Origin of the sequence: Bradyrhizobium sp. PRIMUS42 (genome assembly GCF_023006515.1) — a bacterium.
Taxonomy (GTDB): domain Bacteria; phylum Pseudomonadota; class Alphaproteobacteria; order Rhizobiales; family Xanthobacteraceae; genus Bradyrhizobium.
The window spans coordinates 1-14,895 of the sequence record NZ_JALBGZ010000070.1 but is presented as its reverse complement, the minus strand read 5'-3'; the positions used below and the strand labels follow the sequence as shown (position 1 = coordinate 14,895).

The following is a 14,895-nucleotide window of genomic DNA, read 5'->3' as shown; positions in this document are numbered from 1 at the left end:
TGGGTCGGCGCCGCCGCGCCGCCGCCAATCCGCGCGGCATGCAGGGTTACGCCGCGGGGCGCTGATAAGGCCGATCAGATCACCACTTCCCGCATCACGCGGCGGCAATCCATCTCGTATTCGAGATCGACCACAGGCGGCCGGGCGAAATGCCAGGTCAGGCCGGAGCGCAGCGCGCCGCGGCGCACCAGTTCGTCGGCGAGCGCGTGGTGGAAGTCGTGCACGGAATAGGCCTGCACCGCGGTCGTGTCGTTCCAGCCGAAGCCGAAGGCTGCCATCCGGTTTTCCATCTGCGAGGTCGTCGTGAAGCGTACCTTCTCCCTCAACCCCTCCGGGCTGAGATCGCGGTAGCGCACGGTGCGCTCGACATAGGTCCCGCTGCCTTCGCGCGCCTCGGCGCCACCCGCGATCACGAAGCTCGGCGTTGTCGCGCGGGTCGGGCGCGTGAAGGAGAACGCGTAGAACGACGGCTCGGACGGCGGGTCGATCTCAGGACAGACATTGCTGCGCGCCACCGGATTGGTGGTGCCGTCGAAGATGCCCCATTCGGACAGGGTCTTCACATAGTGCAGGTTGAACGCGCGAAAGCCCTCTTCGCTGAAGGCCGCGGGCGAACGCAGCTCGCAGGCGCAGAACGCCGTCAGCGGACGACCTGCCTCCTGAATGATTTTTGCAGCCAGCGCAAACCCTTCCGCAAGCGGCACCAGTCGGTCGAAGCGGACACGCTCGATCTCGTAGCCGTCGTTCGCGGCAACACCCGCTGAATATTGAAACACGGACGGAATGAAGCGGTAATTGCCGGCAGAGAACTCACGAACCATGGCGAACTCCTATTCAAGCTGCATGCGAATGCCTTTGGCGCCGTTGAGCAGGCGCTTCAGGTGAAAGCCGGCCAGAGAATCGTCGGCGTACATGCCGACCAGCGCGGCAAAGGCCGGCATGGCCGCGGCATCGCCGGCCTCCATCTTGGCGAAAGCCTCCGAATACAGCGCCGTTTCCGGGGCTTCGAATTTGGCTTGTGGCAGCGGCTCGAACGCGCGCAGGGGCTCGCTGCGTCCGCGTAGCATCAGCTCCCCGACGGCGCGGCCTTTAAAACTGTCGGCCGCCTCGGCGACGCTGCCGCTGACGCAAATGCGGGTGCCCAGATGCTTGTTGGCGGCCTCCAGCCGCGCCGCGATGTTGATGGAGTCGCCATATGCGGTGTAGTCGAAGAAGCGGTTGCCGCCGAAATTGCCAACCAGCGCCGGGCCGGCGTGGATGCCGATGCGGGTGGCACCGAAGGTGACGCCCATGGCGCTCTGGCGCGCGCGAAAATCCTGCGCCCAGGCATCGAGCTCATGGGCGCAGGCGACGGCGCGCGTGGCGTAATCCGGCTGATCGCCGGGCGCATTGAAGAGCACCTGGATCGCATCGCCGATGATCTTTGCGACCGTGCCCTCATGTTCAAAGACGATCTCGGTCATGCCGCCGACATACTCGTTGAGCAGCTTGCCCAACGTCTCGGGCGGCGCGCTTTCCACCAACGAGGTGAAGCCGGTAATATCGGTGAAGATGGTGGCTATATCGCGCCACTGCACTTCGATCCCCTCGCCGTCGCCGCTGGCGGCCAGACGCTTGGCAACCTCGGGCGAGAAATGACGCGATAACGCAGCATGGGCGCGCTCGGCTTCCATCTGGCGCCGCCGCACGTCGCGCAGCATCTCCACATGGCGGATGGTCTTCTCGATCGTGGCTTCCAGATCGGCGAAGTCGATCGGCTTGGTCAGGAAATCGAAAGCGCCGCGATTCATGGCGGTGCGGATGTTGCTCATGTCACCATAGGCGGAGACGATGATGGTCGACTTCTTGTCCTCGGCCTCCTGGAGTTTCGCGAGCAGCGACAGGCCGTCCATCCTGGGCATGTTGATATCGGAGACCACCATATCGACGTGCGGATTCTGCTCGAGCGAGGCCAGCGCATCGAGGCCGTCGCGGGCGAACATGATATCGATCTGTCCGTCGCGAATCTGCCTGCGGAACTTTTGCAGGATCAGCGCCTCGAGATCCGGCTCGTCGTCGACGAAGAGGATGGTCGCAGTCATGCGGCTTGCTCGAGCCTCGTATCGATCTCCTGCCGCAGCAGCGCAAAGTCGATCGGCTTGGTAAGGAGCCCGACGGCGCCGCGCTCGATCGCCTTGCGTCGCGTCTCGGCATCGCCATAGGCCGTGATCATGATGACGGGAACGTCCGGATGCGCGGCACGCACCTTCGGCAGCATGTCGAGCCCGCTCATGCCGGGCATGTTGATGTCGGACAGGATCAGGATCAACGAGGGATCGCGGACCTCCGCGGCGCGCTTGAGTGCATCGGGCGCAGAGGAGGCGAACTCCATCTGGAAGCGGCCGGCGCGCAACTCGCGTCGGAACTGCTGCCGGAAAAGCGCCTCGACGTCGGGCTCGTCGTCGACGACCAGGATGTAAACGTTCACGACTTGCCTCCGGAAGTGCCGCCCGCCGCCATCGTGCGCGGCAGGGTGATGATGAATTCGGTAAATACACCTTGTGCGGTGTTCACGTCGATGGTGCCGCCGTGCTGCTTCACGACGATATCATGGCTCATGGACAAGCCGAGCCCGGTGCCCTCGCCGACCGGCTTGGTGGTGAAGAAGGGGTTGAACATCCTCTCCCTCACCTCGGGTGGAATCCCCGTGCCATTGTCGCGAATCCGGATTTCGACCCTGCCGCCGAGATCCTTGGTTGCCGCGCTCAAGGTGGGCTCGAAGGCCTCACCCGCGCTCTCCCGACGCTTGGCGGTGGCATAGAATCCGTTGGAGATCAGGTTGAGCAAGACGCGCGTGATCTCCTGCGGATAGATGTCGACCATGCCGGCGGCGGGATCCAACTCGCGCTGGAGCGTGACGTTGAAGGACGGCCGTTCCGCGCGCGCTCCGTGATAGGCGAGATTAAGGCTCTCCTCCACGACCGCATTGATGTCGACGGCGCGATGCTCGCCGGAGCCCTCGCGCGAATGCAGCAGCATGTTCCTGACGATGGAATCGGCACGCTTGCCATGCTGCACGACCTTCTCGAGGTTGCTTCTGAGCATGCCGGTCAGCTCGTCGACCTCCTGCCTGGTCTTGTCGTCGAGCGCGGCCGATTGCAGGGTCTCGTTGAGCTCGTCGATCAGCTCGGTCGAGACCGCCGAGAAATTGTTCACGAAGTTAAGTGGGTTCTTGATCTCGTGGGCGATGCCGGCGGTGAGTTGGCCGAGCGAAGCCAGCTTCTCGGTCTGGACCAGGCGATCCTGGGCGGTGCGCAACTCGTCGAGCGATTGCGACAGCTCTCTGGTGCGCTCCTGGACCTCCTCAAACAACCGGACATTCTCGATCGCAATCAGGGCCTGATCGGCAAAAGTGGTGGCGAGCTCGATTTGCTTTGCACTGAACGGCCGCACCTCGTGTCGCGTCAGGACGAACACCCCGATCGGTGCTCCCTCTCGCAACAGGGGCACGCCCAGCATCGTACGTACGTTGGAGCGCCTTCGAGCGGACGAGGGCGCAAATTCCGGGTCGGCCTGCACATCCGGGACATGAACCGTCTTGGCATCGAGCAGTGTACGGCCGACCACGCTTCCCCGTTCCGGCATAGACGCGAATGTCCGAAGCTTGTTTTCCTGCTCCGCGTCGAGCCCGCAGCTCGCCGCCAAATAGAAAACGCCATCGCTGGGCCGAAAGATCGTCCCCTCATCCGCGTCGCACAACCGGGCTGCCGAGCCAACAAGCGTGTTCAGCACGGTTTGCAGGTCGAACGCCGAACGGCTGATGACTTTCAGCACATCGGCGGTCGCCGTCTGCTGCTGCAAGGATTCGCTCAATTCCGCCGTCCGCTGCTCGACTTTCTTTTCCAGGTCCGCATAGGATTCCTGCAAGCGCGCGCCCATGTCGTTGAACTGGTCAGCAAGCCCTTCGAGTTCATCGCCAGTCCGGATCGAAATGCGCTGCGAGAAGTCGCCACCGCCGATCCTTTCGGCGCCGCTGCGCAGCGCCTGGATCGGCCCGACCATGCGGCGCGCCAGGAAAATCCCGGCGAGCACCGCGAAAATAGATGCCGCGAGCAGCACGATCGCAAGCCGCTGCAGCGAGGCGTAGAGCGAAGCGTAGGCTTCCTCGACCGGCAATTCCACGAACATGATCCAGCCGAGCGGCGCGATGGGGGCCGAGGCGGTCAGAACCTTCTGCCCCTGGATGTTGGTCGCCTCCTGCAAAGCCCCCGGCATGGTGCCGCCACCGGCCTGGGCGCCGCGCACCTGCTCGAGCCTGGACATGTCGGTATTGCGCAGGACCAGACTGATGTCGGGATGCGCGATCAGGCGCCCCTCCGGCCCCACCACATAGGCATGTCCATGCTCGCCGACCTTGATCTGGGACACGACGTCCCAGATCAGCTTGAGGTTGACCTCGGCGATACTGACCCCTGCGTCCTTGCGCGCGCCGGCCAGCGCTAGCGTCATGTAGGGTTCGGACTCCCGGCGGAAATAGACCGGCCCGTAATAAACCTTGTGCGCGACCGCCTCGGTGAACTTCGGATCGCTGGACAGGTCGATCCCGCTCTCGAGAGAGTCCATCGCCAGGCGCGAGACCCGCAAGCGTTCCTTGCCGGTCGAATCCACCTGGGCAAGCTCGGTGATGGCAGGCACCTGGCGCAGCAGCCGCAGCGCGTCGAATCGGCGCTGCTCGATCGAGCCCGCCGACCACGGCAGTTGCGTGGTCCAGCCGAGCTGGCTTTCGATCTCCTTGACGAACTGGCCGATCTTGGCCGCGGCGGCCTCGGCCTGCTCATGTTGGACCCGGATCAGCGAAGCCTTGTGCTCGCGATAATAGAAGAAAACCTCGAACAGGCCGTTGGCCAGCAGCGCGATGGCGACGACGGCCACGAACAGCGCAACATATTTGGTGAAAAGCCGCGTCCTAATTCCCCGTCCCGCGGCCGCGCCGGAGACGGCGCCAGCCGGAGCCGCGCTCGGCAGAGTCCCGGCTTGCGGGGCGTCGGGATGGAGGGAAAGGCTCATCCCGCGGAACCTAGCAAGAAGACCGGGCCTTGTCTTTCGCAGGCGCGAGAAGGCCCCGCGGCTGCGGCGCAGAACGGCCGACGCGGCGGCAAGAAAAGGGCGGCAACGGTTTAGCCGCTGCCACCCTCTGGTTCGCGTGCGAGCCGTCTCAGGTCGGCCGCAGGGCCTCGGCGCCGAGATCGAGCTCGTTGATCTGCTTGTTTCGCTCGGAATCGGCCGCCGCGCGGTGGTCGGTCGCCAGCACCACGTACACCGCCGGCAGCACGAACAGCGTGAACAGGGTACCGATCGACATGCCGGCGACCACGACCAGACCAATCGAGAAGCGGCTGGCCGCGCCCGCGCCGGTCGCAGTCAAGAGCGGGATCAGGCCGGTCACCATGGCGGCCGTCGTCATCAGGATTGGCCGCAGGCGGATGCGAGCCGACATCTCGATGGCCGAGCGGCGGTCGAGCCGCTCATTGACCTGGAGCTCGTTGGCGAACTCCACCATCAGGATGCCGTGCTTGGTGATCAGGCCGACCAGAGTGAGCAGACCGACCTGGGTGTAGATGTTCATGGTCGCGACGCCGAAGAACAGCGGGATCAGCGCGCCGACGATCGCCATCGGCACCGAGATCATGATCACCAGCGGGTCACGCAAGCTCTCGAACTGCGCCGCCAGCACCAGGAAGATGATGATCAGCGCGAAACCGAAGGTAATCGCGAGCTGATTACCTTCCTGCACGTACTGCCTGCTATCGGCTAGATAGTCGTGACTGAAGCCTTGCGGCAGTTTCTTGGCCTCGCCTTCGAGGAAGTCGACCGCAGCACCCACGGTCACGCCGGGCATCGGCACGGCCGAGAATGTTGCCGAATTGAGCTGGTTATAGTGCGTCAGCGAATTCGGGTCGGTCCTGGTGTCGATCGACACCACCGTCGACAACGGAAGCTGCTGACCGGTGTTGGTCGTCACATAGTAGCCGCCGAGCGATTCCGGCGAAAGCCGCTGGCCGCGCGGCACTTGCGGAATGACCTGGTAGGAACGGCCCTCGAGGTTGAAGCGATTGACGTAGTTGCCACCCAGCAGCACGGCCAGCGCGCTGCCGACGTTCTGCATGTTGACGCCGAGATCCTGGGCCTTGGTACGGTCGACCTTCACTGTCACGGTCGGCTGGTTATAGGCGAGGTCACTGTCGGACACGATGAACATGCCGCTCTTGCGTGCGGCGTCCTTCAGCTTCTCCATCTGCTCGTAGACAGCCTGGAAGCCCGCGGTCGAGTTGATGACCATCTGCACCGGCAGACCGCCCGGCCCGCCGGGCAGCGGCGGCAGGTTGAACGCGAAGGCCTGGACGCCTTCAATCTTGGAGAGCTCGGCCTGCACCAGCGGCTTCAGTTGAATCGAAGATCGCTTGCGCTCATCCCAGGGCTTGAGCAACTGGCCCGCGATGCCGCCCTGTGGGCCGTTGATGCCGTTGAGCACGAAGCGCAGATCGGCCTCAGGAAAATTCGCGAATACCTTGTCGAGCTTATCGCCGTAGAAATCGACATAATCGATGTTGGCGTATTTCGGCGCCTTGGTCACCGCGAACACGATGCCCTGGTCCTCCTCGGGCGCCAGCTCCTTTGAGGTGTGCATATAGAGGAAGCCGACCAGTCCCAGGATCGTAACGGCGAACAGGCCGGTGATTGCCTTGTAGTCCAGCGAGCGGTCGAGCCGGCGTCCGTACCAACGGGTCAACGCGCCGAACACGCCGTTCACGAGCTTGGCAAAACGGCCCTCTTCGGTGTTCTTCAAGAGCACCGAGCACATCATCGGCGACAGCGTCAGCGCGATGACGCCGGACACGATCACTGAGCCCGCAAGGGTGAAGGCGAATTCGCGGAACAGTGAGCCGGTGAGGCCGCCGAGGAAGCCGATCGGAGCATACACGGCGGCGAGCGTGATCGTCATCGAGATAACGGGACCAACGATTTCGCGCGCGCCTTCCAGCGACGCTTGCACCGGTGTCTTGCCCTCCTCCAGATGGCGGTGAATGTTCTCCACCACCACGATGGCGTCGTCGACCACAAGTCCGATCGCGAGCACCATGGCCAGCAGCGTCAGCAGGTTGAAGCTGAAGCCGAGCATGAGCATCAGCGTGCAGACGCCGATCATCGACAGCGGAATCGTGACAACTGGAATGATGACTGAGCGGAACGACGCCAGGAACAGGAAGATCACCACGATGACGATGATGATGGCTTCGCCCAGCGTCTTCTCGACCTCATCGATCGAGGATTGGATGAACTTGGTCGAATCGTAGGCGACCTTCATCTTCATCGACGGCGGCAGGTTGCGCTCGAGCTCGGGAAATAGCGCGCGCACGCCCTTCACGAGGGTGAGCGGGTTGCCTTGCGGGGTCGCCTGAACGCCGATGAAGATCGCATGCTCGCCATTGAAGGCCACGCTCGCATCGGTACTCTGGGCGGCAAGCTCGACGGATGCGATGTCCTCCATCCGCACAAAGCCACCGTCCTTGGCCTTGACGATCATCTTCTTGAACTGATTGACGTCAGTAAGGCCCGTGTTCGTCGAGACGTTCGAGACGATCAAATAGCCCTTGGTCTGGCCCGCCGCGGACTGGAAGTTGTTGGCCGCGATCGCCGCGGCGACATCGGCCGGCGACACATTGCGGCCTGCCATCTTCACCGGATCGAGCCAAAGCCGCATCGCAAAATTCTGGGCGCCGAGGATGTCCGCGGAGGCCACGCCGTCGACGGTCGACAGCACCGGCTGCACCACGCGCGTCAGATAATCGGAGATCGCAGAGCCCGACAGCTCTTCGGACGAGAAGCCGAGATACATCACGGCCGTGGTCTGGCCCGTGGTCTTGGTGACGATCGGGTCGTTGGATTCCTTCGGGATCAGATATTTGACCGAGTTCGTCTTGGCCAGCACCTCGGTGAGCGCCTGGTTCGGATCGAAGTTCAGCTTGATGTAGACCTGGATCGTCGAGGTGCCGAGCACCGAGGACGAGGTCATGTAATCGACGCCTTCGGCGGAGGCGACCGCCTGCTCGATCGGCGTGGTGATGAAGCCCTGGATCAGGTCGGCGGACGCACCGGGATAGACGGTCGTGATGTTGATGACCGTGTTCGACAGTTTTGGATATTGCCGGATCGGCAGCGTCGTCGCCGCGCGCAGGCCGATCAGCAGGATCAGCAGGCTGACGACGATCGACAGGACCGGGCGTTTGATGAAAATATCAGTAAAGCGCATCGCAGCGATCTCGATTTCGTTGACTTGCAAAGCGCATGACCCGGCCGTGCCGGATCATGCTGCGACGTGTACGATGTCAGTATCGCGGCGGTTGCGCGGGAATCGGCGGCGCCGGGTCGGTCGAAATCGACACCGCCGAGCCCGATTGCAGCTTTAGCTGGCCGACGGCAACGACCTTGTCGCCAGGCTTCAGGCCCTTGACGATTTCAGCACGGCCGTCGACCCGGTTGCCGGTCTGCACGAAGGTGCGCACCGCGGAGAGGGTGGTCTTGCCATCCTCTTCCTTCTTCTCGGTGATCACGAACACCGAGTCGCCGTACAGCGTGTAGTCGACCGCCGTCTCCGGAACGGTGATCACCGGCGGCTTGTCCGGCAGCACCACCGTCGTGGTCACGAACATGCCGGGCTTCAGGATCTTCTCCGGATTGGCGACCGTCGCCTGCACGCGGATGTTGCGGGTGTCGGTCGCGATCTGCGGCTCGATCGTGGTGATCTTGCCTTCGAAGGTGCGGCCCGGATAGGCGTCGACCTTGAGCCGGACAGTCTGCCCGACCTTGAGGTTGCCTGAATCCTTTTCTGTCACCGTGAAGTTGGCCCACAGCTGCGACAGATCGGTCAGCGAGACGATGGCCGTACCGGCTGTCAGATACTGGCCGACCTCGACCTTGCGGACGCCGAGATCGCCGGAGAACGGCGCACGGACCAGCTTCTGCGAGATCAACGCTTCGGTCTTGGCGATGCCGGCCAAGGCTTGGTCGTAGGCGGCTTGCGCATTATCGACGGTGGCCTGCGGACCGAATTGGCGCGCGGCGAGCTGCTTGGCGCGATCGAGCGACAACTGCGCGACGGTCGCCTGGGCCTTATAGTTGGCAAGGTCGCCCTGCTCCGGCGCGTCGAACAGCTGCACCAGCGGCGTGCCGGCCTCGACTCGCGTGCCCGGCTCGAACTTGATCTCGGTGACGCGGCCGTTGACGTCGGCGCTGACGTCGACCTGGTGCACGGCGACGAGGCCGCCGACTGCTGTGAGCAGGTTCGGCACCACCTCGGACTTCGCCTCCGCGGCGCTGACAGCGGTCGGCGGCGGCTTGTTGTTGGCGAAGAACTGCTTGATCATCTGGCCGCGGAAATTGTTGAACCAGACGAGGCCGCCAACAAGCACCGCGAGCAGCGTGCCGACGATGACGAACCAGAGCACCGGCCTGACCGGGCGCTTGGGAGCCTTGTTGTCGATCGGTTCGCCCGAAATCTTGTGTTCGGTTACGATGTTCATGTCATGCACTTTCTGCAATCGCCGTCCTGCCGGCATCCGGGGCCTGATTGTGGCCCAGATGCGAAGCAATTGCGGCGTCGTTAAGTCCGATACCTCTTAGGAGAAACTCACACAGCTGCCGCTCGAGGTCTTCAGCCTGGCCGTAGACGAGGCAAGGCGAAGCCGGCAGCCTGGTCAGCGCTGCGGTCATCACCGTGTGATGCGCAAACCAGAACAAGTTGAGCGGTTCGCCGCTGCATCGCCGCGCGTCACCGCTAGCAACGGCACGTTCGAGCGAGGAGACGAAGATCGCCCCGATCAGCGTCTCGATCTTGGCATACAGCAAACGGGCAAATTCGCCATCATCCAAATGGCTGGTGGCCATCAGTCGCAGGCGCTGCGCCTCTTCCTGATCGGGACCATCAGCGATGTGCAGGAAATGCTGGACCATGCCGCGGATCAGCTCGACCAGCGTGGCTGTCGACGGCTCGCGCTCGAGCAGCTCCATGAAGGCCGGATCGGCCTCGCATTCGTCGCTGAGGATTTCGGCGTAGAGCGCGGCCTTGGACGGGAAATGCTTGAACAGCAGCGCCTCGGAAATGGCTGCGGCGGCCGCCACGCTCTTCGTCGTGGTGCCGGTATAGCCATGTCGGGAAAAGCAGCGCTTTGCGGCTCCGAGGATCAATTGACGCCTCAGGTCGCTCGTCATACGCAATGAGCTCATGCTGGTGAGTAAGCACTCACCCACGTAGAAAGTCAAGCACTATGTTGCACCGCAACCTACGTGCGTTGTAAATTCAGTGGAAATCGGCCCCGTCCGCACGGATCGCGTGCAGGACGTGGGCGCCACAGGCATCGACAGGCCGGCCTAGATAGGCTGGAAGCCGAGTTCGCCGCGGATCCGGTTGAGGATGTAAGTCCCATCCCGGCTTGGCAAAATGCGTTCCAGGCTGGCGCTGTCGATTTTCACATTGGCAAAGCGCGGCCCGGCCGAGACGACGAAACCTGAACATTTTATTCTCCCCAAGGCCTTAACCACCAAGGCCTAAATCCGTCTTTGCGCCCGGCCGCGCCCCGGCTCGCGCGAACGCGCCGTTCTAACACGCGAGCGCCAAATTCGTCCCATGACAGATGCGTCATGGCAGGCCTCCTCGGCGCTCCCAAGCAAACCGCTGGCCAAGCCGGCAAGGATCGCCATATAAGGCAGGCGAAATTCGGGAATTTTCATGAGCGCGCTGGCCAACCACGCATTTGCCAAGATGAACGGCATCGGCAACGAGATCGTTGTTGTCGACATGCGCGATTCCGCGGCAAAGGTGACGCCGGACGACGCCCGCGCGGTAGCGTCCGCGAACGGCGGCGTGGCCTACGACCAGCTCATGGTGCTGCAGAAGCCGCGGCTCGACGGCACAGAGGCCTTCATCCGCATCTACAACAATGACGGCTCGGAGGCCGGCGCCTGCGGCAACGGCATGCGTTGTGTGGTGCGGCGTATCTTCGAGAAGACCGGCCAGACCAATGCGACGTTCGAGACGGAAGCGGGCCTGCTCAATGCCTGGCAGGGTCCCGCGCCGGATCTCTACACGGTCGACATGGGTGCGCCGAAGTTCGGCTGGCAGGACATTCCGCTGGCGGAAGAGTTCCGCGACACCCGCTACATCGAATTGCAGATCGGGCCGATCGACAATCCGATCCTGCATTCGCCCTCCGTGGTGAGCATGGGCAATCCGCATGCGATCTTCTGGGTCGACGACGTCCATGCCTACGATCTCGAGCGTTTCGGTCCGCTGCTCGAAAACCATCCGATCTTCCCGGAGCGCGCCAACATCACGCTCGCCCATATCGTCGATGACAAGCACATCACGATCCGCACCTGGGAACGCGGTGCCGGCCTGACCAAGGCCTGTGGCTCGGCGGCCTGCGCCACGGCCGTCGCCGCGGCGCGCCTGAAGCGGGTCGAGCGCAATGTCGAGATCACGCTGCCCGGCGGCAAGCTCGGCATCGAATGGCGCGAGCGCGACGACCACGTGCTGATGACGGGCACAGCGACATTCGAATATGAGGACACCTTCGATCCGGCGCTGTTCGCGCCGGTTGGCTGATGGCCGTCGACATCGTCACCTTCGGCTGCCGCCTCAATGCCTTCGAGGCCGAGGTGATCCGCCGTGAGGCCGAGGGCGCGGGCCTTTCCGACACCATCGTCATCAACAGCTGCGCCGTCACCAATGAGGCGGTGGCGCAGGCGCGGCAATCGATCCGCAAATTGAAGCGCGAACGGCCCGGTGCGCGCATCGTCGTCACCGGCTGCGCGGCGCAGACGCAAAGCGGCATGTTCGCTGACATGGCCGAAGTCGATCGCGTCGTCGGCAATGACGACAAGATGCGCAGGCAGACCTGGCGCGAGGCCCGCGATGCGTTCGATCTCGGCGCCGGCGAGAAGATCGCCGTCAGCGACATCATGGCTATCAGGGAGATGGCGCCGCATCTCATCGACGGCTATGCGAGCGGCCTGCCGCGCGTGTTCGTGCAGGTGCAGAACGGCTGCGACCATCGCTGCACCTTCTGCATCATTCCCTACGGTCGCGGCAATTCGCGCTCGGTGCCGATGGGCGCGGTGGTCGAGCAGGTGCGGACGCTGGTCGAACGCGGTCATGCCGAGATCGTGCTGACCGGCGTCGACCTCACCAGCTACGGTGCCGACCTGCCCGGCGCGCCGAAACTCGGCATGTTGACGAAGCAGATTTTGCGGCACGTGCCGGAGCTCAAGCGCCTGCGCATCTCCTCGATCGATTCGATCGAGGCGGATGACGATCTGCTCGATGCCATCGCCGGCGATGCGCGGCTGATGCCGCATCTGCACCTTTCGCTGCAATCCGGCGACGACATGATTCTGAAGCGCATGAAGCGGCGGCATTTGCGGCAGGATGCGATCGCTTTCTGCGACCAGGTGCGCCGGCTGCGCCCGGACATCGCCTTCGGCGCCGACATCATCGCGGGCTTCCCGACCGAGAGCGAGGAGATGTTTTCACGCTCGCTCGATCTCGTCGAAGAGTGCGGCCTGACGTTCCTGCACGTCTTTCCCTACTCGCCGCGCCCCGGCACGCCGGCTGCAAAGATGCCGCAGGTTGCGGGGGCGCTGATCAAGGAGCGCGCGAAGCGGCTGCGTGCGGCGGGAGAAGCGGCATTGCAGCGGCGGCTGCAAGCCGAGATCGGTGCAACGCGCGAGGTGCTGATCGAGAGCGAGAGCCTGGGGCGGACGGAGCACTATCTGCCGGTGGCGATTGCGGGCGAGCGGGTGGGAAGCGTTGTGCCGCTCAGAATCGCGGGCAGTGATGGCGAACGGCTGATCACATAGCCGTTTTCTCTTCCCTTCTCCCCGTGTCCGTCGAGGCCTTAAAAGCCAGTAGCGCAACAGGCCCACAAGGGGAGAGTGGAAGAGCCTACGACGCCCGCACCTGCCAGAACCGCAGCGTTCGCCGCGCATTTTCCGGCGTCATGTGCGCATAGTGACCTTGCGCCCGCGCGAGATCCGCCGGCTTCATCGCGCCGGTCGCGAAGCGGCTTTCGAGCACCGCGGTGGTGGTTTCCCAGCTGAGCTGCGCCGCCTTGCACGGCACCAACAGGCCGTCATCGCGCAGGCTCTGCATCAGCGGGCGAATGACTTCGACAGTCGATCCGGACAGGGCTGCAAGGGCGGCGGCGGTCTCCTCATAACGCCGTTGCCTGGCGAAGCCGAGCAACGTCGCCTCATTGAGCTGGCCGGTTGCCTTGAGCATTGCAATCGCGCGCTTGGCGCCTTCGAAATCGCGGACGCTCGACATCTCGCGATCGACACCGACGGCGATGGCCGCGATCGCACTCTGGATTTCCTCGAACAGATGCGGCGGCGCGCGCGACAACAAGCGGGCGCGCACGGCATCGGTCGCCGATTGCAGCAATCTGCGGCGCAGCTCCGACGGCAGGTCGACGCGGACGCCGACGCTGACGGCAAGTTCGGGGTCCGACTCGGCTTGCCCGACCAGGACGGCAAATCCGTTTCCGGAGACGCGCGCGCCGGGATTGGCGGCGAGCTTGCGACTGACGCTGGGATAGCGGCGCGCCAGCAAAGCGTCGGTGACGATCTCCTTCAGCCACCAGCGGCCGGCCATCGCGAGCAGATGCGGCTCGCCTTTGGATGATGCGATCTTCACCAGCTCGCCGTCGTCGAGGCGGGCGGATTCCTGCAGCACGGGACCGGCGATGCGGATCTCGTCGTTGCTGGCGAGGCGACGGATCACGGAGGGCGGCGCCTGCGCGATCGGCGCCAGTTGTGCGCTGATCTCGGCGAGCGCGATGCGTGCACCCATGTCGGCCAGCGCGCGCAGCTCGATGGTGCCGATCAGGCGCTCGAGCACCTCGTCGAACAGCGCGATCTGCTCGTCGTCGAAACTGCCGGCGGAGGAGAGGAACAGATCGGTGACGCGCCGGGCGGTTTCCAGGCCCTTTTCCGCCGAGCCTGCTCGAATCGCGGATTCGACCTCGTCGATGATCGATAGCTCGGCCTTGGACATCACGCCTTGCTCGTCCTGAGCGGTTACAGAAGCTTGTTCTAAGCAACCGCTATCATTAGAGGCGAGCACTGAAGGTTTGGTAAACCATGGGGATTGGGAGCGAGGTGCGGTCGCGGCGGAGCTGCGCCCCCTCCCCCGCTTGCGGGGGAGGGTTGGGGAGAGGGTGTTTCCGCAATCGAGAACCCCCAAGAGGAGAGAGCCCTCACCCGGCGCTACGCGCCGACCTCTCCCGCAAGCGGGAGAGGTGCACCGAACTTGCGGCGCTTATTCCCCCTTCCACCCGCAAGCCCTTAGCTTCTCGTGCATATGCGGCGGGGCCGGCGCCACGACGCGGACGGGCTCCTTGTTCCGGGAGATCGGCACCACGATCTCGCGGGAATGCAGGTGCAGCTTCGGCTCGCCGAAGCGCGGGCCGTTGCCGTAAATGTTATCGCCGAAGATCGGCCAGCCGGTCGCCGACGAATGCACCCGCAATTGATGAGTCCGCCCGGTCACCGGTTCCATGGCGAGCCAGGTCAGGCCGTCGCCGCGGCCCATCACCTTCCAGTTCGTGATAGCCTTCTGGCCCTCGGGGTCGGGCTTCTGCCACCAGCCGCGTTCGGCATTGAGCCGGCCGAGCGGCATGTCGATGGTCCCTTCGTCCTCAGCGGGGCCGCCCTCGACCACGGTCCAGTAGGTCTTGCCGATCTTGCCGTGCTTGAAGAGGAGGCCGAGCGAGGCGGTCGCCTTGCGATGGCGGCCGAGCACGAGGCAGCCGGAGGTGTCCTTGTCCAGCCGGTGAGCCAGCACCGGCGGTCGCGGCAGGC

Annotated in this window: 11 protein-coding genes and 1 pseudogene; 2 read left to right on the top strand and 10 right to left on the bottom strand. The window is 64.0% G+C overall.

The genetic code is table 11. The features are described from left to right. Positions 1–74: 74 nt before the first annotated feature. The 8 genes and pseudogenes from MOV75_RS09080 to MOV75_RS09045 form a co-directional block, all read right to left on the bottom strand. Positions 75–821, bottom strand: a complete 747-nt coding sequence (locus MOV75_RS09080) for a hypothetical protein (protein ID WP_246923744.1) — start codon at positions 819–821, stop codon at positions 75–77. Positions 822–830: 9 nt separating this feature from the next. After that, the gene (locus MOV75_RS09075; RefSeq protein ID WP_246923739.1) at positions 831–2,081 is read right to left on the bottom strand and encodes an adenylate/guanylate cyclase domain-containing protein; all 1,251 of its coding nucleotides are present in this window, start codon (positions 2,079–2,081) and stop codon (positions 831–833) included. Then, positions 2,078–2,467: a response regulator gene (locus tag MOV75_RS09070; RefSeq protein ID WP_018315558.1), complete on the bottom strand. Its 390-nt coding sequence runs from the start codon at positions 2,465–2,467 to the stop codon at positions 2,078–2,080. The genes MOV75_RS09075 and MOV75_RS09070 overlap by 4 nt, the downstream gene beginning before the upstream one ends. Then, positions 2,464–5,046, bottom strand: coding sequence for an ATP-binding protein (locus MOV75_RS09065; RefSeq protein WP_246923734.1), 2,583 nt, complete (start codon positions 5,044–5,046; stop codon positions 2,464–2,466). Before MOV75_RS09065 ends, MOV75_RS09070 begins: the two co-directional genes overlap by 4 nt. Positions 5,047–5,194: 148 nt before the next feature. Further along, positions 5,195–8,290 carry a MexW/MexI family multidrug efflux RND transporter permease subunit gene (locus tag MOV75_RS09060; protein WP_246923752.1) on the bottom strand — a complete coding sequence of 1,032 codons (3,096 nt, stop codon included), beginning with the start codon at positions 8,288–8,290 and terminating at the stop codon, positions 5,195–5,197. 76 nt (positions 8,291–8,366) lie between these two features. Further along, complete coding sequence (locus MOV75_RS09055; RefSeq protein WP_246923730.1) at positions 8,367–9,560, bottom strand: efflux RND transporter periplasmic adaptor subunit; 1,194 nt, start codon at positions 9,558–9,560, stop codon at positions 8,367–8,369. Position 9,561: 1 nt separating this feature from the next. Next, positions 9,562–10,248: a TetR/AcrR family transcriptional regulator gene (locus MOV75_RS09050; protein ID WP_246923749.1), complete on the bottom strand. Its 687-nt coding sequence runs from the start codon at positions 10,246–10,248 to the stop codon at positions 9,562–9,564. Between the two features lie 159 nt (positions 10,249–10,407). Next, a pseudogene (locus tag MOV75_RS09045) lies at positions 10,408–10,536 on the bottom strand (aldehyde dehydrogenase); the annotation flags it as partial. A gap of 229 nt (positions 10,537–10,765) precedes the next feature. Here MOV75_RS09045 and dapF point away from each other — a divergent pair. Both dapF and mtaB read left to right on the top strand, forming a co-directional pair. Continuing rightward, positions 10,766–11,641 (top strand): diaminopimelate epimerase, encoded by an 876-nt coding sequence (dapF, locus tag MOV75_RS09040; protein WP_247005421.1) that lies wholly within the window; start codon positions 10,766–10,768, stop codon positions 11,639–11,641. Beyond that, positions 11,641–12,894, top strand: a complete 1,254-nt coding sequence (gene mtaB / locus MOV75_RS09035) for a tRNA (N(6)-L-threonylcarbamoyladenosine(37)-C(2))-methylthiotransferase MtaB (RefSeq protein ID WP_246932283.1) — start codon at positions 11,641–11,643, stop codon at positions 12,892–12,894. Before dapF ends, mtaB begins: the two co-directional genes overlap by 1 nt. Before the next feature lie 85 nt (positions 12,895–12,979). Here the strand turns inward: mtaB and MOV75_RS09030 are convergent, their stop codons facing one another. Together MOV75_RS09030 and MOV75_RS09025 are read right to left on the bottom strand one after the other, a co-directional pair. Further along, positions 12,980–14,089 carry a DUF2336 domain-containing protein gene (locus MOV75_RS09030; protein ID WP_247005426.1) on the bottom strand — a complete coding sequence of 370 codons (1,110 nt, stop codon included), beginning with the start codon at positions 14,087–14,089 and terminating at the stop codon, positions 12,980–12,982. Positions 14,090–14,353: 264 nt separating this feature from the next. After that, positions 14,354–14,895 (bottom strand): RluA family pseudouridine synthase (locus tag MOV75_RS09025; protein ID WP_247005419.1); only part of this gene is annotated, 542 nt, incomplete at its 5' end.